General features: G+C 72.6%; 17 protein-coding genes. 10 read left to right on the top strand and 7 right to left on the bottom strand.

Annotation, left to right across the window (positions count from 1 at the left end):
- Positions 1-90 precede the first annotated feature (90 nt).
- Positions 91-2,658, top strand: coding sequence for an FtsK/SpoIIIE family DNA translocase (locus BSZ37_RS10930; RefSeq protein WP_218830472.1), 2,568 nt, complete (start codon positions 91-93; stop codon positions 2,656-2,658).
- Positions 2,659-2,930: 272 nt separating this feature from the next.
- Here the strand turns inward: BSZ37_RS10930 and BSZ37_RS10925 are convergent, their stop codons facing one another.
- Positions 2,931-3,608, bottom strand: coding sequence for a response regulator (locus BSZ37_RS10925; RefSeq protein WP_095510586.1), 678 nt, complete (start codon positions 3,606-3,608; stop codon positions 2,931-2,933).
- Positions 3,609-3,665: 57 nt separating this feature from the next.
- Positions 3,666-6,527, bottom strand: coding sequence for a sensor histidine kinase (locus BSZ37_RS10920; RefSeq protein ID WP_095510585.1), 2,862 nt, complete (start codon positions 6,525-6,527; stop codon positions 3,666-3,668).
- 139 nt (positions 6,528-6,666) lie between these two features.
- Between BSZ37_RS10920 and hisH the strand changes: the two genes are divergently transcribed.
- From hisH to BSZ37_RS10895, 5 genes are all read left to right on the top strand, one after another.
- Positions 6,667-7,305: an imidazole glycerol phosphate synthase subunit HisH gene (gene hisH / locus BSZ37_RS10915; RefSeq protein WP_095510584.1), complete on the top strand. Its 639-nt coding sequence runs from the start codon at positions 6,667-6,669 to the stop codon at positions 7,303-7,305.
- Positions 7,305-8,099, top strand: coding sequence for a 1-(5-phosphoribosyl)-5-[(5-phosphoribosylamino)methylideneamino]imidazole-4-carboxamide isomerase (gene hisA, locus BSZ37_RS10910; protein ID WP_218830471.1), 795 nt, complete (start codon positions 7,305-7,307; stop codon positions 8,097-8,099). The genes hisH and hisA overlap by 1 nt, the downstream gene beginning before the upstream one ends.
- Before the next feature lie 75 nt (positions 8,100-8,174).
- The gene (gene hisF, locus BSZ37_RS10905; RefSeq protein ID WP_095510582.1) at positions 8,175-8,948 is read left to right on the top strand and encodes an imidazole glycerol phosphate synthase subunit HisF; all 774 of its coding nucleotides are present in this window, start codon (positions 8,175-8,177) and stop codon (positions 8,946-8,948) included.
- Positions 8,945-9,268, top strand: a complete 324-nt coding sequence (locus tag BSZ37_RS10900; protein ID WP_095510581.1) for a hypothetical protein — start codon at positions 8,945-8,947, stop codon at positions 9,266-9,268. The genes hisF and BSZ37_RS10900 overlap by 4 nt, the downstream gene beginning before the upstream one ends.
- Before the next feature lie 25 nt (positions 9,269-9,293).
- A complete protein-coding gene (locus BSZ37_RS10895) occupies positions 9,294-9,737 on the top strand; it encodes a hypothetical protein (RefSeq protein ID WP_095510580.1) in 444 nt (147 codons plus the stop codon).
- Here the strand turns inward: BSZ37_RS10895 and BSZ37_RS10890 are convergent.
- A complete protein-coding gene (locus BSZ37_RS10890) occupies positions 9,728-10,195 on the bottom strand; it encodes a putative molybdenum carrier protein (RefSeq protein ID WP_095510579.1) in 468 nt (155 codons plus the stop codon). The genes BSZ37_RS10895 and BSZ37_RS10890 overlap by 10 nt on opposite strands.
- Before the next feature lie 103 nt (positions 10,196-10,298).
- Between BSZ37_RS10890 and BSZ37_RS10885 the strand changes: the two genes are divergently transcribed.
- The 4 genes from BSZ37_RS10885 (at position 10,299) to BSZ37_RS10870 (ending at position 12,788) form a co-directional block, all read left to right on the top strand.
- A complete protein-coding gene (locus tag BSZ37_RS10885) occupies positions 10,299-10,931 on the top strand; it encodes a LolA family protein (RefSeq protein WP_179299578.1) in 633 nt (210 codons plus the stop codon).
- Positions 10,932-11,010: 79 nt separating this feature from the next.
- Positions 11,011-12,045: a lysylphosphatidylglycerol synthase transmembrane domain-containing protein gene (locus tag BSZ37_RS10880; RefSeq protein WP_095510577.1), complete on the top strand. Its 1,035-nt coding sequence runs from the start codon at positions 11,011-11,013 to the stop codon at positions 12,043-12,045.
- Entirely contained in the window at positions 12,042-12,437 is a 396-nt protein-coding gene (locus tag BSZ37_RS10875) for a hypothetical protein (protein ID WP_095510576.1), read from the top strand. Before BSZ37_RS10880 ends, BSZ37_RS10875 begins: the two co-directional genes overlap by 4 nt.
- A 102-nt stretch (positions 12,438-12,539) precedes the next feature.
- Positions 12,540-12,788, top strand: coding sequence for a hypothetical protein (locus BSZ37_RS10870; protein WP_095510575.1), 249 nt, complete (start codon positions 12,540-12,542; stop codon positions 12,786-12,788).
- A 171-nt stretch (positions 12,789-12,959) separates the two neighbouring features.
- On the opposite strand, the gene rlmB is transcribed toward BSZ37_RS10870, so the two are convergent.
- The 4 genes from rlmB to BSZ37_RS10850 all read right to left on the bottom strand — a co-directional run bounded on the left by rlmB (position 12,960) and on the right by BSZ37_RS10850 (position 16,796).
- Positions 12,960-13,739 (bottom strand): 23S rRNA (guanosine(2251)-2'-O)-methyltransferase RlmB, encoded by a 780-nt coding sequence (rlmB, locus tag BSZ37_RS10865; protein WP_095510574.1) that lies wholly within the window; start codon positions 13,737-13,739, stop codon positions 12,960-12,962.
- Between the two features lie 120 nt (positions 13,740-13,859).
- Positions 13,860-15,263, bottom strand: a complete 1,404-nt coding sequence (locus BSZ37_RS10860) for a pyridoxal phosphate-dependent decarboxylase family protein (RefSeq protein ID WP_095510573.1) — start codon at positions 15,261-15,263, stop codon at positions 13,860-13,862.
- On the bottom strand, positions 15,253-15,822 hold the full coding sequence (locus BSZ37_RS10855; RefSeq protein WP_095510572.1) for a TlpA family protein disulfide reductase: 570 nt from the start codon (positions 15,820-15,822) through the stop codon (positions 15,253-15,255). Before BSZ37_RS10855 ends, BSZ37_RS10860 begins: the two co-directional genes overlap by 11 nt.
- Positions 15,819-16,796 (bottom strand): prolipoprotein diacylglyceryl transferase, encoded by a 978-nt coding sequence (locus tag BSZ37_RS10850; RefSeq protein ID WP_095510571.1) that lies wholly within the window; start codon positions 16,794-16,796, stop codon positions 15,819-15,821. The genes BSZ37_RS10855 and BSZ37_RS10850 overlap by 4 nt, the downstream gene beginning before the upstream one ends.
- Between the last annotated feature and the right edge of the window lie 41 nt (positions 16,797-16,837).

Genomic DNA, 16,837 nt, shown 5'->3' with positions numbered 1-16,837 from the left:
CGCCCAAGGGCGGGCCCGCCTTGTCGTACCTTCACGACGGCTCCACGTATCTGCGTGGGGCGTCGCTCGGCCGTTCGTCCCCCCACGTCCGTGAGCACCACCCGATCCCGAAGCAAGAAGCGGACGTCGTCCAAGACGAAGGCCGCGGCCGGGTTCTCCCGCCAGCGCAAGCAGGAGATCCTCGGCATCCTCCTCCTCGCGCTCGCCGTGCTGGCGGGCCTCGCCGTCGTGACGTTCTCGGCGGCCGACGACGTCCGGCTGGCGGACGAGAACTGGGAGAACCTCGTCGACCCCGGCGACAACCGGTTCGACAACCTCCTCGGCTTCGTCGGCGCGACGCTGGCGCGGGCGCTCGTGTCGGGCCTCGTCGGCTACCCGGTGCTCCTGCCGATCGTAGCGCTCCTGGCGTGGGGCTGGGTCCTGCTCCGGCAAAAGACGCCGGTCTTCCTGCCCACGCTCACCGGGCTCTCGCTGGCCGGCGCGCTCTTCCTGGCCTGCTTTTTTGGATGGTTCGACGCTCAGCTCGACACCGACCTCGCGGCGTTCAGCGGCGACCTCGGGATCGGCATCGCGGGGTGGCTTACGAGCGTGCTCAAGCCCGTCGGGTCGTTCATCGTGCTCCTCGTGGCCGTCCTCGTCACGCTCCTCCTCGTGTGGGACCGGGACATTCAGACGTCGCTCGACCGGGCCGAGGGCGCCGTGACGAGCCTGAAGTCGGGCCTGACGGAGTCGTGGGCGAGCTACCGCGTCGGCGCGGCCGAGCGGAAGCAGCTCCGGGCGCAGGCCCGCGCGGAGGCGATCGCCGCCCGTGCGGAGCAGCGCGAGGCCGCCCAGAAGGAGCGCGAGGCGAAGAAGGCCGCGAAGCCCTCTGCCCCGCCGCTCCCACCCGCGCCGACCCGCACGCCCACTCCGGCCCCGGCCGCCTCGGCACCCGCGCCGAAGGAACCGGAGGCGCCGTTCTCGAACGTCAGGCCCAAGGCCGCGCCCGAGCTCACGCCGGTCGACGCCGACGACCCGCTCCTCGACGAGCTCGTGAGCAGCGAGCGCGGCGACGGCCCGGCGTTCCACGTCACCGGCCCCAAGGAAGAGGCGCCGGCCGACCTCGACGCCGCCCGCGCCGCCACCCCCGACGCGGCCTCCCTCCCCTACCAGTTTCCATCCATCGAGCTCCTCGAAGAGTCCGACTCGGACCAGGAGGTCGACTTCGAGGAGATTGAGGACAACAAGCAGATCCTCCTCGACAAGCTCGAGACCTACAACATTGAGATCGACGCCATCGAGGCCGTCGTCGGGCCGACGGTCACGCGCTACGAGCTCACGCCGGCCGCCGGCGTCAAGATCAGCCGGATCACGTCGCTGGAGGACGACCTCGCGATGGCGCTCGCCGCGCCCGGCATCCGCATCATCGCGCCGATCCCGGGGAAGAGCTCGATCGGCGTCGAGATCCCGAACCGGACGCGCGAGATGGTCCGCCTCCGGCAGTTGTTGGCCACGGCCAAGTTCCGCGACGCGGCCCGGAGCGGGAAGATGGCCCTCCCGGCGCCCATCGGGAAGACGATCGAGGGCGAGGTGTTCATGGAGGACCTCGCCAAGATGCCCCACCTCCTCGTCGCCGGCGCGACCGGCTCGGGCAAGTCGGTCGGCGTCAACGCCCTCGTCGTCGGGCTCCTCTACGCCAAGCACCCGGCCGACCTCAAGTTCGTGATGGTCGACCCGAAGAAGATCGAGCTCAACGGCTACGCCGAGCTCCTGAACCACTTCACGGCGATGCCCGAGGACGCCGACGACCCGATCATCACGGACTTCAACGAGGCCGCGGCCGTGCTCCGGAGCTGCGAGCGCGAGATGGAGCTCCGCTACGACCTCCTCGCCGAGGCCGGCGTCCGCGGCATCGACGACTACAACAAGAAGTTCGCCACCGGCAAGCTCGAGGAGCTCGGCGAGGACCACCGCCACCTCCCCTACATCGTCGTCATCGTCGACGAGCTGGCCGACCTCATGATGACGTCGGCGAAGGAGGTCGAGGCACCGATCGCTCGGCTCGCGCAGATGGCCCGCGCCGTCGGGATCCACCTCGTCCTCGCCACGCAGCGACCCTCGGTCGACGTCATCACGGGCCTCATCAAGGCCAACTTCCCCTCCCGGATGGCCTACCAGACGTCGTCGAAGATCGACTCGCGGACGATCATCGACGGCGGCGGCGCGCAGCAGCTCGTCGGCAACGGCGACCTCCTCTACATGAACGGCAGCCGCCTGACGCGCCTCCAGGGCCCGTTCGTCTCGACCGACGAGGTCGACGCCGTGGCCGGCTTCATCGCGGGCCAGGAGGGCGCCGGCCCGTACCTCCTCCCGCCGATGGAGGCCGGCAGCGACACGCCCGCGGGCTCGGCCGGCGACTCGTCGGAGGACCGCGACGACCTGTTCGAGGACGCGGCGAAGGTCATCGTGCGGAGCCAGCAGGGCTCGGTCTCGCTCCTCCAGCGGAAGCTGTCGGTCGGCTACACGCGCGCGGCCCGGCTCGTCGACCAGCTCGAGGACGCCGGCATCGTCGGGCCGTTCGAGGGGTCGAAGGCGCGCGAGGTCCTGATCCCGGACGAGTTCGCGCTCGACGCCCACCTCCACGGCGCCGAGGCCGAGGGGGCCGACGTGGAGGCGTAGCCCCTTCCGCCTCGGCGCCGAGGCGAGAGCCCCCGACCTCGCTCCGCGGGCGACGGTCGTCCGAGGACTCACCGACCGCGCCTGCCGGCCGTCGCCCCCCGTCGCCTTGGTGCCGCCACGCCGGCGAACCAGCCGGACACAGGGGCGGGGCCGGGCGTCCCACCACAGGCACCCGGCCCCGCATCGCTCACGCCTGGGGCGTGGAGCGGTTGGAGTATGGTACGGCTCAGGACAAAACCGCCGCGCACTCAGGCGCCCTATCCCGCGAAGAACTAGACAAGTCCGCGCTCGAAGGCGGCCCGGACGGCCTGCGCGCGGCTGTGGACCTGGAGCTTGGCGTAGAGGTTCTTGACGTGGGTCCTGATGGTGTGAGGACTCACACCGAGCGAATCGGCGATGCCGGCCTCGGTGTCGTCCTCTACGAGGCGGGTCAGCACGTCGGTCTCGCGGGGCGTGAGGCGGAGGGCCTCGGCGGTCTCGGCCGAGCGCCGGGCGTCGTCCTGCTGCTGGCGGACGTACCCGAGCAGCTTCCGCGCCACGAGCGGCGACGTCGGCGCCCCGCCCTGCGCGATCTCGCCGACGGCCCGGACGACGGCGTCGGGCCCGGCGTCCTTGAGGAGGTACCCGCTCGCGCCGGCCTGGACGGCCGCGAAGATCCGGTCCTCGTCCTCGTAGACCGTGAGGATGAGGACTTCCATCGACGGCCACGTCTTCTTGAGCTCGGCCGTCGTCGCGATCCCGTCGCGGCCCGGCATCTCGATGTCCATGAGCACGACGTCGGGCGTCGGGGCGCCACTCCGCTCGCGGACGGCGAGGTCAGCGAGGAACGCGTCGCCGCTCTCCGACACGAGGACGAGCTCGACCTCGTCGAAGAACGCGAGCTGCTGGACGAGCCGCTCGCGAAGGCCGGCGTGGTCCTCGACGACGGCGACGCGGATGGGACTGGACATGGGGCGGGTGCGGGAACGTGTGACAAGGTCGCCGCTAGCGCCGGTTCTCGCTCTCCCCTACGCCGGGGAGGGCCGGGCGTCCAGTGGCACGCGAACCCGAACGCGCGTGCCCGCCTCGGTGGCGAGGTCGAACGTCCCCCCGAGCCGTTCGGCGCGCGTGCGCATCGAGCCCAGGCCGAAGCCGGAGAGCCCGTCACCGCCCGCCGGCTCCACGAACGTCCCGTCGTCTTCGATCACGAGCACGACGGAGGCGTCCTCGGGGCGAAGCCGGACGGTCAGAGTCTGAGCGCCCGAGTGCTTCAGCGCGTTCGTAATCGCCTCCTGCGCCACGCGGTACAGGGACAGCGCCAACACGGGAGGCAGTTCGCGCTCTGCGCTCCCCTCGCAAACCACGGACACGGTCCCGATGCGGCCCTTCACCCGGCTCTTGGCGTAGGCGTCGAGCCGGTGGCAGAACGCGCCAGCCGTGAGGGTCTCGTCGTGGAGCGCCCAGATCGTCTCGCGGAGCTGCCGGATCGTCTCGCGGGCGTCGGACTCGACGGCCTCCAGCGGGTCGGCCGAGGCGCCGCCGCCGCGCGCGCGCCGCGCCAGCTTCGCCAGTTCGACGCCGGCGAGCAGCGACGACAGTTGCGCCCCGACGTGGTCGTGGAGGTCGCGACTGATCCGCTCGCGCTCGTCCTGGACACGCCGCTCCACCTCGAGCCGCTCGACCTCGCGCCGGAGCCGCCGCTGCGACAGACTCCGGACGGCCGCCCCGAACGCGAGGAGCGCGAGAGCGACGAGCCCGAGCACGACCGGCGGGCGCTCCCACCACCGCGGCGCGACGGCGAGCGTGAGCCGGGCCACCTCGGCCGAGCGCGCCCCGTCCGGCCCCACCGCGCGCGCCTCGACGACGTGGTCGCCCGCCCCGAGGTCGGAGAACACGACGCGGTGCTCGGGGCCGGTCCGCTCCCACGGCCCCCGCCCGACGCGGTACTCGACGACGGCCGCGCCGCTGTAGAGGAGCGCCGCGAATTGGACCTCGACCCGGTGCCGTCCGGCCGGCATCGAGACGCGGTCGCCGCCGAGCGGCGCCCCGCCGAGCGCCCGGACCGCGTCGTCCACGCGGACGCTGAGGAGGGCCACCTGCGGCGGCGTCGTCGCGTTCGGGATCCGCGCGAGGTCGACGGACACGAGGCCCGCGGACGTGGCGAGGAACAGCCGATCGCTCGCCGCCGAGTACGCCGCGTCGTTGATCGAGGCGCGCGATGCGGCCCCATAGAGCACAGCGCCGAGCGGCCGGACATGCTCCGCCTCGGCGCGATAGAGCCCGCGGTCGCCGATGGCGTAGACGGCCCCGCGGTCGGCCGGGCGCTCGAACACGGCCAGGATCCTCTGCCGTCCCAACGCTTCCTCGCCGACGGCGCGAGCGCGCGCCCCGTCCCACTGCCCGAGGCCACGATCGGTGCCGAACCAAACGGTTCCGTCTCGAGCCTCGGCGACCGCGTAGACCGCCGACGAGGGCAGGCCAGCGACCCGGTCCACGGTCGTCACGCGACGGCCCCGGAGGAGCGCCGCACCGTTCGAGCGCGTCAGCGCCCAGACGCCGCGACGCGTGCGAACGAGGCCTTCGACCATGTCGGTGCCGAGGCCGTCGTCCGCGCGGATCGTGTCCCGCGTCGTGCTCCACTGGCGGACGACGCCCGAACCGTAGCCGGACACCCAAAGCGTATCGGTCCGCGCGTCGATGCCCGAGATCCAGCCGGGATCTTCTGCCACCAGGACTCCGAGAGGGGCCATCGGGTCGGAGAGCGCGTAGGCGCTCGCGCCTCTCGTGACGATGACCCCCCTCCGCGCGGGCGCGACCTCACGGAGGCCCTCCCGAAACGCGTTTCTCTGGACCACCCTCGTCCGTGCGTCCACGCGGACGAGGCCGTCGCGGCCGGTCGCCCACACCACCCCGTCGGCCGCAGTCAGTCGGAGCGTGGGGTCCTCGGTCAGCCGCTCGACGTGGCGGCCCGCGAGCCGGAGCACGCCCTGCCCGAACGTCCCGACCCACACGCCGCCCTCGCGGTCGACGATGAGGTCCTGGCCGCGGAGGGGGCTCAGGAGGACTGGCTCCGTATCGGGCGCGTCGGCGACCCACACGCCGCCGTTGTCGCCGACGGCGTACACCTCGCCCTGAGAGCCGAGCACGACACGACGGGCGCGCGTGAGCGGGTAGACGGCCTCGGCCACGAACCGGTCCAGCTTGATCCGCCCCAGCGCCACGCCCTCGAGCCCGGCGCAGAACGTCAGCCCGTCGCCGGCCTCGGACAGCCAGCGGGGCCCGACGACGCCCTCGGGCGACGCGACCGGCGTCGGCGGGCCGCCACCGGCGGGGAAGGCGCGGAGCTCCCACGCGTCGTCGTCGGTGGGACCGACCCGGTGGGAGGTGGCGATGGAGCCGTCGGGGAGGGGGATCGCGCCGGCCCACCCACTCCCCTCGCCCACGGGGAGGACGCGCCATCCACCGCCGCGGCGGAGCGCGGCGTGCGTCCCCGTCCGGATCAGGAGTTCGCCAGCCGGCCCCTGCGACACACTCAGGACCGGATCGTCCCCGAACGGCGTCTCGACCTCCGCGAAGCCGCCGCCCTCGCGCCGGGCGAGTCCCCGGAACGTCCCGACCCAGAGCGTCCCGTCGCCGTCCTCCCCAATGGCGTAGACGAACGGGTCGGGCAGCCCGTCGTCGGCCGTGAACGGGACGACGCGACGGCCGTCGTAGCGGGCGAGCCCGGCGTCGGTCCCGAACCAGAGGAAGCCGAACCGGTCCTGATAGACCGCCTGAACGAAGTCCGACGGCAACCCGTCGACGCGCGTGAGCGTGTCGAAAGCCGGCTGCGCGTCGGCGAGCGCGACCGCGAGGCAGGCGGCGAGAAGGGCGCGTCGGAGGATGGGCATGGGCCGTCAAGACCGTTGGGAAATCTAGCGTTGCGGCCGACCCCTCGTGCTCATTGGCACGTCGAACCGCCCGGGCGAAGAATGGGGGAAGCGCCTCGCGACCGCGCACCCCGCCCCGTCCGTGCCGTTCCATAGGTCCATGACCACCCTCATCGACTACGGCATCGGCAACCTCCGGTCGCTGGCCAAAGCGTTCGCCGCGGCCGGCGTCGAGGCCGTCCGCACCGACGACGCCGACCGGATTGCCGAGGCCGAGCGCCTCGTGCTGCCGGGCGTCGGCGCGTTCGGGGCCTGCGCGGCCGAGCTCCGCGCACGCGGGCTGTTCGACCTCGTCCGCCAGCGCGCCGAGGCCGGCGTCCCGCTCCTCGGCGTGTGCGTCGGGATGCAGCTCCTATTCGACGCCTCCGAAGAGCGCGGCGAGCACGCCGGCCTCGGGCTTCTCCCGGGCCGGGTCGTCCGCTTCGCCCGGGACGCCGAGGCCGATGGGCGCCGCCTGAAGGTGCCGCACATGGGCTGGAACCGGCTCCGACCGCAGCGCCCGCACCCGATCGTCGAGGGAGACGACTGGGTCTACTTCGTCCACTCGTACCACGCCGCGCCCGCCGACCCGACGGACGTCGTCGCGACCGTCGACTACGGCGCCGAGGTGCCCGCGGTCGTCGGGCGGGCGAACGTGGTCGGCGTCCAGTTCCACCCGGAGAAGAGCGCCCGCGCGGGGCTCGCGATGCTGCGTAGGTTCGCGTCCTGGACGCCCTCCCCCACCACGGCCCCCGTCTGATGCTCGTCATCCCCGCCATCGACCTCCGCGACGGCCGGTGCGTCCGGCTCCGCCAGGGGCGCTACGAGGACGAGACCGTCTACTTCGACGACCCCGTCCGGATGGCCAAGCTGTGGCGGGTGATGAACGCGAAGGTCCTCCACCTCGTCGACCTCGACGCGGCGCGGACCACGGCGGACGAAGTCAGCGACAACCGAGCCGTCATCGCCCAGATCGCCGAGACGCTCGACGTCCCGGTCCAGGTCGGCGGTGGCATCCGGACCCTCGACGATGTCCAGGCGATGCTTGACCTCGGCGTCTACCGCGTCGTGATGGGCACGGCGGCCGTCCGCGATCCAGACCTCGTGAGCGAGGTGATCGAGCGGTTCGGCGCTAGCCGCGTGGTCGTCGGGATCGACGCGCACGACGGCGAGGTGATGACGGAGGGCTGGGAGGCCGGGTCCGGCGTCGACGCCGTCGACCTCGCGCTCGACATGGAGCGCCGCGGCGTCCGCCGGTTCGTCTACACCGACATCAGCCGCGACGGGACGCTCGAAGGCCCCAACATTGAGGCGTACCGGGAGCTCGCGGAGCAGCTCGACAAGGCCCACCTCACGGCCTCCGGCGGCGTCGGCGACTACAAGGACCTCCTGGCGCTCCAAGCCGTCGAGGCCTCGGGCGTCGATTCCGTCATCGTGGGGCGCGCGCTCTACGAGAATCGATTCCCCTGCCAGCAGTTCTGGTGCTGGCACCGCAAGAACGAGGTCGACCTCGAGCGCTTCTCCACGGCCCGGCTGGCGTTGAAGGGCAAATAGGGAGACGGGCACCGGGGCATGGCAGATCCATTGCCCCGCGTTCTGCCCGTCCCCGCCTCTCCAGTTCCCATTCCCATGCTTGCCAAGCGCATCGTCCCCTGCCTCGACATCCACGACGGGCGCGTCGTGAAGGGCGTCCAGTTCGTCGACCTCGTCGACGCCGGCGACCCGGTCGAGCAGGCCCGGTTCTACGACGCCTCTGGCGCCGACGAGGTCGTGTTCCTCGACATCACGGCAACGCACGAGGGGCGGGCGACGCTCTACGACACGATCCGCCGTGCGGCCGACGAGGTGTTCATCCCGCTGACGGTCGGCGGCGGGGTCCGCACCGTCGAGGACGTCCGCAACCTGCTCGAGGCGGGGGCGGACAAGGTGGCCATCAACTCGGCCGCGCTCGCCGACCCCGACCTCCTGACGCGCGCGGCCGACGCGTTCGGCGCCCAGTGCGTCGTGCTCGCCATCGACGCGAAGCGGACCGGCACGACGGCGAGCGGCTGGGAGGTGTTTACGCACGGCGGCCGGAAGCCAACGGGCCGGGACGCCGTGGCGTGGGCCGCCGAGGGCGCCCGCCTCGGCGCCGGCGAGCTGCTGGTGACGAGCATGGACCGCGACGGGACGAAGATCGGCTACGACCTCGACCTCCTCCGCGCGCTCGACGCCGTCGTGGACGTGCCGGTCATCGCGTCGGGTGGGGCCGGCACGCTCGACCACCTCGCCGAGGGGCTCACGGAGGGCCGCGCCGACGCCGTCCTCGCCGCCTCGATGTTCCACTTCCGCGAGGTCACGGTCGCCGAGGCCAAGGCGCACCTCGCCGAGGCCGGCGTCCCCGTCCGCCCCGCCGCGTCATGAACGAGACGAGCCTCGGCGTCCGGCTCCTACGACTCGCCATCGGTGCGGTCGTCGGCTTCCTCGTCGCTGCGGGCGCCTACCTCGGGTGGGCTGCCTGGGCGAACCCCGACGTCCGCCTGAAGCAGCCGGACTGGGTGCAGGGCGCGTTCGACCACTCGTACTGGCTCCCGGTGCTCGCCGTGACGCTGGGCGGCGCCCTGCTCGTCGGGCTCGTGCTGTGGACGGCGTACCGGCGCCTCCGCAATGGCGAGGACCTCTACGAAGAGCGCCTCGGCCGGGGCCTCCGTCGCCGCGGTGAGCGGTTCGTCGACGGCGAGTAGCTTCGGAGCCTCGCCCCCGGAATCGATGCGCTGGCTCCTCCTCTTCGCTGTCCTTACGACCCCGGCGCTCGCTCAGGCGTCCGAGTTCGACCCCGACACGGTACTCCCGCTCCTCGGGCGTCCGTGGAGCGAGGCGAAGGTCGGGCTCGCGGCGCCGGACTCGGGGCACGTCGTCGGCAAGGCCGGCACGCTGCTCTGGCGAGGGGGCGACCGCGACGTGTCGGCGATCTACGTCCACGTGCGGGGCGGCGTGCTCGCAGCGCTCGACGCCGTCGCCGCCCCGATGGCGTACGACGACTTCGACCGCATGGCCGACGGCATGCGGGCCGAGCTCGGACCTCCAGGCGCGGACGGGTTCTACACGGCGGACCAGGTCCGGTCGACGGGTCGATTGGGAGAGGCCGACGTCGAATTCCGGTTCGACCGCGACTCGCGGTCGTTGACCATCCGGGCGCCTCGTCAGCGCTGACGGAGCCGCGTGAAGAGGTCGGTCAGCCACGCGCGGGCGGCAACGTACACGCCCGGCGCCTCGCTCTCGCGCGGCCCCGCTACGTTGAGCCGGCCCGCCTCGGGCACCACGTGGGCGGCCCAGTCCGCGGCCTCACCGAGGCGGTCGGGGTCGGGCGGGACCACAAGACGCGGCCGGCCGAGGTCATGGGCGACCTCGAGGGTGAGCGCCGTGCCGCCCGACGGCGCGGCCGGGGCGACCACGAGCGTCGCGTCGCTGTCGCGGACGTTCCAACGCGTCCGCTCGGCGGGATCGGCGGAGGGCGTCTCGCGGAGCGGGTAGCGGCCCGGGATCGGCCCGTCTTCGGCCCAGCGGTGTGCGGGGCACCAGCCGACGACGTCCAGTCCGAGCGCCATCGCCGCGTCGAGCGCGGCGCGATCGACCCCGCTCTGTCCACCGGAGACGATCGTGAGGGCCATGGATGTCGCGAATGTGTGGCGTTGCCGTCACAGCCCGGGACGCGGCACGCCCCTTGAACGATCCACGTCAGTCCCCCGTTTATCGGACACTCCCCCCACCACCATGACCCACTCGGTACCCTTCCGCCCCCTCGGCCTGCTGACCCTGCTCGCGGCCGTCCTCCTCGCTGGACAGGTCCAGGCCCAGACGCCCGAGGCGGTGGCCCAGCGGCTCCAGGAGCGCTACGGCGCGCTCTCCTCCCTCCGCGCCTCGTTCGTCCAGACCGCCGGCGGGCAGCAGCTCCGCGGCACCCTCTCCGTCCGCCGCGACGCGTTCCGGCTCGACCTCGGACATCAGGTCCTCGTCACCGACGGCGGCACGCTGTGGTCGTACTCCCGCGACGACGAGCAGGTCGTGGTCCAGGACTACGAGCTCACGCGCGTCGGCTTCTCGGTCGGCCAGCTGTTCACGGACTACCTCGAGGTATTCCGAGTGACCGGCGCCACGAAGGCCACGATCGGCGGCGTCCAGCACGACGTGCTGACGCTCCGGCCCCGTCAGTCGGGCATGTCGGTCCGCGACGCGACGCTCTACGTCCGCTCCTCCGACGCCGTCCCGACCCGCGTGCGCGTCCACGACACGAACGGCGGGACGCTCGCCTTCGACCTCCGCGACGTCCAGCGGAACGTGTCGCTGCCCGCCTCGACGTTCCGGTTCGACGCGCCGTCGGGCACCGAGGTCGTCGACCTCCGCTGATCCTCACGGACGAACCCTCCCGCCACAGCGACGTTGGGCGCGGGGCCGCCGGTGCGCGGCCCCGCGCCCACGTGCTTGAATGAAGGACCAGACCAAACGCCTCCTCTCGCTCCTCCTGAGCCTCGGCCTGGGCGCCCTCCTCCTGTGGCTGGCCCTCCGCAACGCCGACCTCGGCGCCGTCGCCGACGCCCTCGCCGACGGCGAGTGGGGCTGGATGGTGCCATTCGTCGGCGTCGGGCTCGCGTCGGTCGCCCTCCGTGCGTGGCGCTGGGGGATGCTGATCGACGCCCTGCCCGGGCGCACGGAGCGCGTGCCGCTCACGCTCACGTCGGCGTCGGTGGCCATCGGGTACCTCGTCAACTACGCGGCGCCCCGCCTCGGCGAGGTCGCGCGGACGGCGAACGTGTCGCGCCAGGCGGACGTCCCGTTCACGTCCGTGCTCGGGACCGTCGTCGCCGAGCGGATCCTCGACGTGATCATGCTGGCGATCGCGCTGTTGTCCGTGCTCCTGCTCTACGGCGACCGCGTGGGCGGCATCCTCGGGCAGGCCCGCGAGACGCTCGTGGGCGCGCTCGCCGTCCCGCTCTGGGCGATCGGCCTCGGGGTCGTGCTGGTGGCGGGCCTCGGCGCCCTCGCCGTCGGGCTCCTGCTCCGGCGGAGCGGACGGATCGGGGCGCTCCTCGCGCAGTTCCGCGACGGGCTCGCGTCGGTCACGCGGACGGGCCGCCCCGGCCTGATCATCCTCTCGACCGTCCTCCTCTGGCTCAGCTACGGGCTGATGTCGGACCTCCCCTTCCGGCTCCTCGGGATGGACGCCGCGTACGGGCTCGGGCCGGTCGAGGCGTGGGCCGTGATGGCCGTCGGCGGGATCGGGATGGCGCTGCCGGCGCCGGGCGGGACGGGCTCGTTCCACTACGCGACGGTCCAGGCGCTGACGCTCCTGTTCGGCGTGGCCGTGACGCCGGCCGCGACCTACGCGCTCCTCGTGCACGCGGCCGGCGTCGTGTTCTACTGCGTCCTCGGCGTGCTGGCGGTCGCCGTCCAGGGCACGTCGCTGAGCGCGCTCACCCACACCGAGGCTGACATCGACAAGGCGGAGGCCGTCGAGGCGTGAGCGGCAAGGCGGTCCTGGCCAGCGTCCTCGGCCTCGGCGGCCTCGCGCTCGGGGCCGCCCTCCTGATCCGCGAGTCGGGCCCGTTTCGGGAGCGCGTGGCGCTCCCCGACGTCACGGCGACGACGCTCGACACGGTCTCGGTGCGAGGCCGCCGCGTCGAGGTGTCGCTCGAGGGGACCGTGACGCAGATCGGCCCCGGTGACGACGTCTGGCTCGAAACGGGGGGCGACGCGGTCGCCCTCGTCTTCCCCGAGGCGGGCGACCTCGAGGTCGAGGACCGGCTGTTGGCGGTCGGGCGGCTCCGGTCACGAGGGGGGCGCCGATGGGTGGACGTCGAGTCATGGGCCCGGGTCGAGACGGGCGTGCGGCCCCCGTCGGAGCCTGGGCTCTAACCATTCAGTCCCGCCTTCCGACCGTTCGGGCAGTGCACTCGGTTTGACCCGGAGCCCGTGGCTACCGTCGTTGCAGACACACCGACAGCCCCCCGCGTCTCCATGGAGATCACGTCCGACTTTAACCCCCTCGGCGACCTCGTCCCCGACGAGATCTATCAGGTGCTCGAAGAGCACAAGTTGCTCAACGAGAAGGGCGTCCGCGACTATAAGATCCGCAGGCAGTTCAAGACCATGCGGAACAAGGATGTCCCCGCCTACGAGGCGATCGAGGAGCTCCGTGAGCAGCACCCGTACCTCCAGTTCGACACGATCCGCAAGATCGTCTACGGCCTCCGGCGCCGCTCCTAGCGCGCCCGGGCACGCGGCCTCCTCCACCGCGCGTCCGACGAATCTCCCCAGGGTTGGGTGAGAACCGGGCCCGGTCTCCGGACCGCAGCCCACAGAGGGATCGGCGGGGTGGCCTCGGGTCACCCCGCCGTTTTTTTGACTCCGCCCGCCTCGACGCCGAGGCGGAGGAGGTCAGTCCCGGTCCTTGACGGCCGCGAACAGGGCGATCCCGGCGGCGACGCTCGCGTTGAGCGACTCGACCGGCCCGCGCATCGGGATCGACGCGAGGGCGTCGCACGCCGCACGGACGCCGGGACGGAGCCCGCTCCCCTCGTTCCCCACCACGATCACGACGGGCCGGTCCCAGTCGTACGTCCAGACGGTCGTGGCCTTGTCGCCCTCCGCGTCGTCGGCCAGACCGACGACCCAGTAGCCGCGCTCCTTGAGCTGCTGGATCGCGTCGACGAGGTTCGCCACGCGGGCGACGGGGATCTGGAGGGCCGTCCCGGCGCTCGCCTTGATGGCGACGGCCGAAAGCGGGGCCATCCGCCGCTCGGGCACCACAGCGCCGGCGGTGCCGGCGGCGACGGCGCTCCGAAGGATCGCCCCGAAGTTGCGAGGGTCCTCGACCTCATCGAGCGCGATCAGGACGGGCTTGGTCTCGCGGACCACGTCGAGCGTCGGCGCGATGCCGGCCAGCATGTCGTCGAGGTCGGCGTAGGCGACGGGCGCGACGACGGCCACGACGCCCTGGTGCTCGGCCTGGGGCGCGAGGCCGTCGACTTTCGGCTTGGGCACCATCTGGACCGGCACGCCGGCCGCCTTCGCCGCGCGACGGATCCCGTCGATGGCGCTCCCGTGGACGCCCTTCTGGAGGTACACCTTCTCGATCCGGCCGTCGGCGAGGTCGAGCGCGTCGCGGACGGGGTGCCGGCCGGCGAGGACGTCGGTGCGGGAGTCGGAGTGGGCCATCGGGTGATCGGGTGATCGGGTGATCGGGTGATCGGGTGATCGGGTGATCGCAAAGTCCCGGCTGGGCGGCCTCCCCGCAACCCGCCGCGGACGCATTCCCGGGCAATTGTCGGCCCGCCGTCAGCCGCCGAGGGGGCCCGCGAGCCCGTCGAGGCGGGCGACGAGACGCGTCGCCCAGGCCTCGTGCTCGGGCTTCATGAGGACGCTCCGGAGCACGCGCGCGGCCGGCGCGTCGCCGCCGAGGGCCGGGAACCGACGGCGAAGACGGTCGGCGCCGAGGCGGTAGAGGCCGACGAAGACGGGATCGTCGGGATCGTCCATCGCCTGCTGAAAGACGGCGGCGGATCGGGCGTCGAGCCGGTCGAGGGTGTCCGCCTCGGGTGCGTAGACGACGATGTCGGTCTCCGGGGCGAGGATCGGCGCGAGGTGCTCCGAGGCCCGGACTTCTCCGTAGAAGGCGCGGGCAGCGCGGAGGCCGGCGGCGAGGATCGGGCCGAGCCCGTCGTCCGACGCCAGCGGAAGGGCCTTTAACGTGAGCCAGAGCGCGCCGGCGGCGGCCCCGGGGCGCGAGCACTCCAGGCTGATCTCCCCGAGGTGGAGGTCGGTCGAGGTGAAGTAGGTGTAAGGCGAGTCGTGGCGGTAGTGCCGCCCGACGGCCGGGTCGGCGAAGAGGACGGCGCCGCAGCCGTACGGCTGGAGCCCGTGCTTGTGCGGGTCGACCACGACCGAGTCCGCCTCGGCGATCGCGCGGAAGTGCTCGGCCGGGAAGCCGACGGGCGCGTCGGCGGCGTCTGCCAGCAGCCGAAAGAACCCGCCGTACGCGGCGTCGACGTGGACGCGGGCGCCGTAGCGCCGGCACAACGGGATGGCCTCCGCGATCGGGTCGACGGCGCCGAGGCCGGTCGTGGCCGCCGTCAGCACGACCGTGCCGACGTCCCCTCTTCGGAGCACATCTTCGAGCGCGTCGAGGTCCATCCGGCCCGCGTCGTCGGAGGCCACGACGGCGCAGTCGACGTCCAGGACACCGGCCATTCGGGCGTGCGTGAAGTGGCCCTCGCGGCTCACGGCGACGGCCTTTCCGCCCGTCTCCTCCCGCGCGATGAACAGCGCTTCGAGGTTCGCGACCGTCCCCCCACCCGTGAGGTGCCCGAGCGGGGACGCGAACCCGAACATCGCCGCGAGGCCGGCGACGACCTCCTTCTCCATCTCGCTCGTCGGCGGGCCGCCGTCGAGGGCGTGGTTGTTCGGGTTGATGCGGGCCGCGATGGCATAGGCCGCGAGCGCGACCGGGTGCGGCGGCTTCAGCATCTGCCCGGCGTAGCGCGGGTGACCGAACGGGTACATCCCCGGCGTCTCCCCGCGCGGCGGCGCCGTCAATCTCCCGAGGTACTCCTCGACGGCCGCGCCGAGACGGTCCGCGTCGACGCCGAGGCTGGGGTGGGCCTCGACCGCACCGAAGCCGGCCTCCCACGCGTCGAGCGCGGCGTAACCCTGGCGGATCAGGTCGAGCGGGTCAGGGTGCATCGGCGTCGGGTCGCTCCTGGCCGAGCTCACGTTCGATGGTCGGCCAGAGGAGGTCGCGTCGGAGCGCCCCGCCGCGCGCGCGGATCGTTCCGTCGGGGCCGAGGAGGACGGCGGCCGGGAGCCGGTCGACGCCGAAGGCCGCCACGGACGGGTGGTCGAACTCCTCGCCCACGAAGCCGTGGAGCCACGGCATCGGCGCGACGCGCTGGCGGAAGGCCTCGGCGTCGTCCGGGTACAGGTCCAGCGAGACGCTGAGGACGTCGAGCCGGTCGCCGAACGCCTCGTGGACCGCCGCGATGCGCGGGATCTCAGCGTGGCACGGCACACACCACGAGGCCCAGAAGTCGATGAGCACGAACCGACCCGCGAAGCGGTCCGGGGTGTAGACCACCGCCGGGTCGGCGAGCGACGGGAACGCGAAGGCCGGCATGGCGACTCGCTCCACCTCGGTCGAGTCGTCGCCCGAGGTGGCCGAAGCCACGTCGACGGACGTGACCCGAGGCGGCTGGGCGGAAGCGCCGCAGGCCACGAGCGCGACGGCGAGGGCCGCGCGCCTCATGCCGTGGCGGTCGCCGCGGCCGGTTCGGCGTCGGGCGTCGTGTCGTCGGTCCGCCGCCGCGTCGTGAGGGCGAGGCCGACGAGCCCGGCCAGAACGAAGCCGATGGAGATCAGCTGCGACTGTGGCATCCCGAACGCGGCCTCCGGGTTGACGCGGATGAACTCAATCAGGAACCGCTCGAGGCCCGCGAACACGAGGTAGAGCGAGATCAGCCAGCCGGCCTGGAACGGGTTCTTGCGCAGCATCCAGAGGACGCCGGCGAGCACGGCCGCCATCGCGAACTCGTAGAGCATCGTCGGATACACGCCGTCGGGGCTGGCGAGCGTGCACTCGGCCCCCCGCTGCGTGGCGTTGTACACGACGGGGTCCATCTGCCCGAGCATGTTGCGCGGAAACGTCTCGCTCCACAGCCACGACGGAATCCAGCCGGGCTTGTCCTCGAGCTGCGAGCACACGCCCCAGTCACCGTCGCCGGAGAGGTAGCACCCGATCCGCCCGATGCCGTAGGCGAACAGCAGGCCTGGCGCCGCGGCGTCGGCGAGGTGGGCGCGGCTGACGCCCTTCTTCTTGGCGTACCACAGAATGACGACGGAGCCGAGCAGGATGCCGCCGTAGACCGTCAGCCCGGACCCGGAAAAGATCATCCCGAGCGGGTCGGCCGTGAACTCGTCCCAGTAGTCGATGATGTGGAACAGCTTGGCGCCGACGACGCCGAAGAAGCCGGCCATCAGCGCCATGTTCCACAAGAGCGCCGACGGGCTCGTGAGCGCCACCTTCTCGCGCCCCTTCGCGTCCTTCACCTTCGCGCGGACGGCCGACATCCACCCGAGCGCGTACCGGCGGTCGACCTCGATCCGGGTCATGGCCGTCGCGACGAGGATGGCGACGGCCACCATGAGGCCGAACGAGTAGAGCGGGACCGGCAGTTCGAAGCCGAAGAGGTCGCGCGTGAGGTCGCTGATCCGGGGGTACATCGGGCGGAGGAGAGTCGCGGGAAGCTAGCGGACGCCGAGAC

Origin of the sequence: Rubrivirga marina (assembly GCF_002283365.1) — a bacterium.
Classification (GTDB): Bacteria; Bacteroidota; Rhodothermia; order Rhodothermales; family Rubricoccaceae; genus Rubrivirga; species Rubrivirga marina.
Note: the sequence above shows the minus strand (reverse complement) of the source record. Positions and strands in the feature narration are given on the sequence as shown.

What these genes read in the sequence shown, in the direction of transcription:
- BSZ37_RS10900 (WP_095510581.1), top strand. Translation starts at nt 8,945, where the DNA reads ATGAACGAGACGAGCCTCGGCGTCCGGCTCCTACGACTCGCCATCGGT.
- hisH (WP_095510584.1), top strand. Translation starts at nt 6,667, where the DNA reads ATGACCACCCTCATCGACTACGGCATCGGCAACCTCCGGTCGCTGGCC.
- BSZ37_RS10870 (WP_095510575.1), top strand. Translation starts at nt 12,540, where the DNA reads ATGGAGATCACGTCCGACTTTAACCCCCTCGGCGACCTCGTCCCCGAC.
- BSZ37_RS10880 (WP_095510577.1), top strand. Translation starts at nt 11,011, where the DNA reads ATGAAGGACCAGACCAAACGCCTCCTCTCGCTCCTCCTGAGCCTCGGC.
- BSZ37_RS10855 (WP_095510572.1), bottom strand. Translation starts at nt 15,822, where the DNA reads ATGAGGCGCGCGGCCCTCGCCGTCGCGCTCGTGGCCTGCGGCGCTTCC.
- BSZ37_RS10890 (WP_095510579.1), bottom strand. Translation starts at nt 10,195, where the DNA reads ATGGCCCTCACGATCGTCTCCGGTGGACAGAGCGGGGTCGATCGCGCC.
- hisA (WP_218830471.1), top strand. Translation starts at nt 7,305, where the DNA reads ATGCTCGTCATCCCCGCCATCGACCTCCGCGACGGCCGGTGCGTCCGG.
- BSZ37_RS10885 (WP_179299578.1), top strand. Translation starts at nt 10,299, where the DNA reads ATGACCCACTCGGTACCCTTCCGCCCCCTCGGCCTGCTGACCCTGCTC.
- BSZ37_RS10860 (WP_095510573.1), bottom strand. Translation starts at nt 15,263, where the DNA reads ATGCACCCTGACCCGCTCGACCTGATCCGCCAGGGTTACGCCGCGCTC.
- rlmB (WP_095510574.1), bottom strand. Translation starts at nt 13,739, where the DNA reads ATGGCCCACTCCGACTCCCGCACCGACGTCCTCGCCGGCCGGCACCCC.
- BSZ37_RS10850 (WP_095510571.1), bottom strand. Translation starts at nt 16,796, where the DNA reads ATGTACCCCCGGATCAGCGACCTCACGCGCGACCTCTTCGGCTTCGAA.
- BSZ37_RS10920 (WP_095510585.1), bottom strand. Translation starts at nt 6,527, where the DNA reads ATGCCCATCCTCCGACGCGCCCTTCTCGCCGCCTGCCTCGCGGTCGCG.
- hisF (WP_095510582.1), top strand. Translation starts at nt 8,175, where the DNA reads ATGCTTGCCAAGCGCATCGTCCCCTGCCTCGACATCCACGACGGGCGC.
- BSZ37_RS10895 (WP_095510580.1), top strand. Translation starts at nt 9,294, where the DNA reads ATGCGCTGGCTCCTCCTCTTCGCTGTCCTTACGACCCCGGCGCTCGCT.
- BSZ37_RS10925 (WP_095510586.1), bottom strand. Translation starts at nt 3,608, where the DNA reads ATGTCCAGTCCCATCCGCGTCGCCGTCGTCGAGGACCACGCCGGCCTT.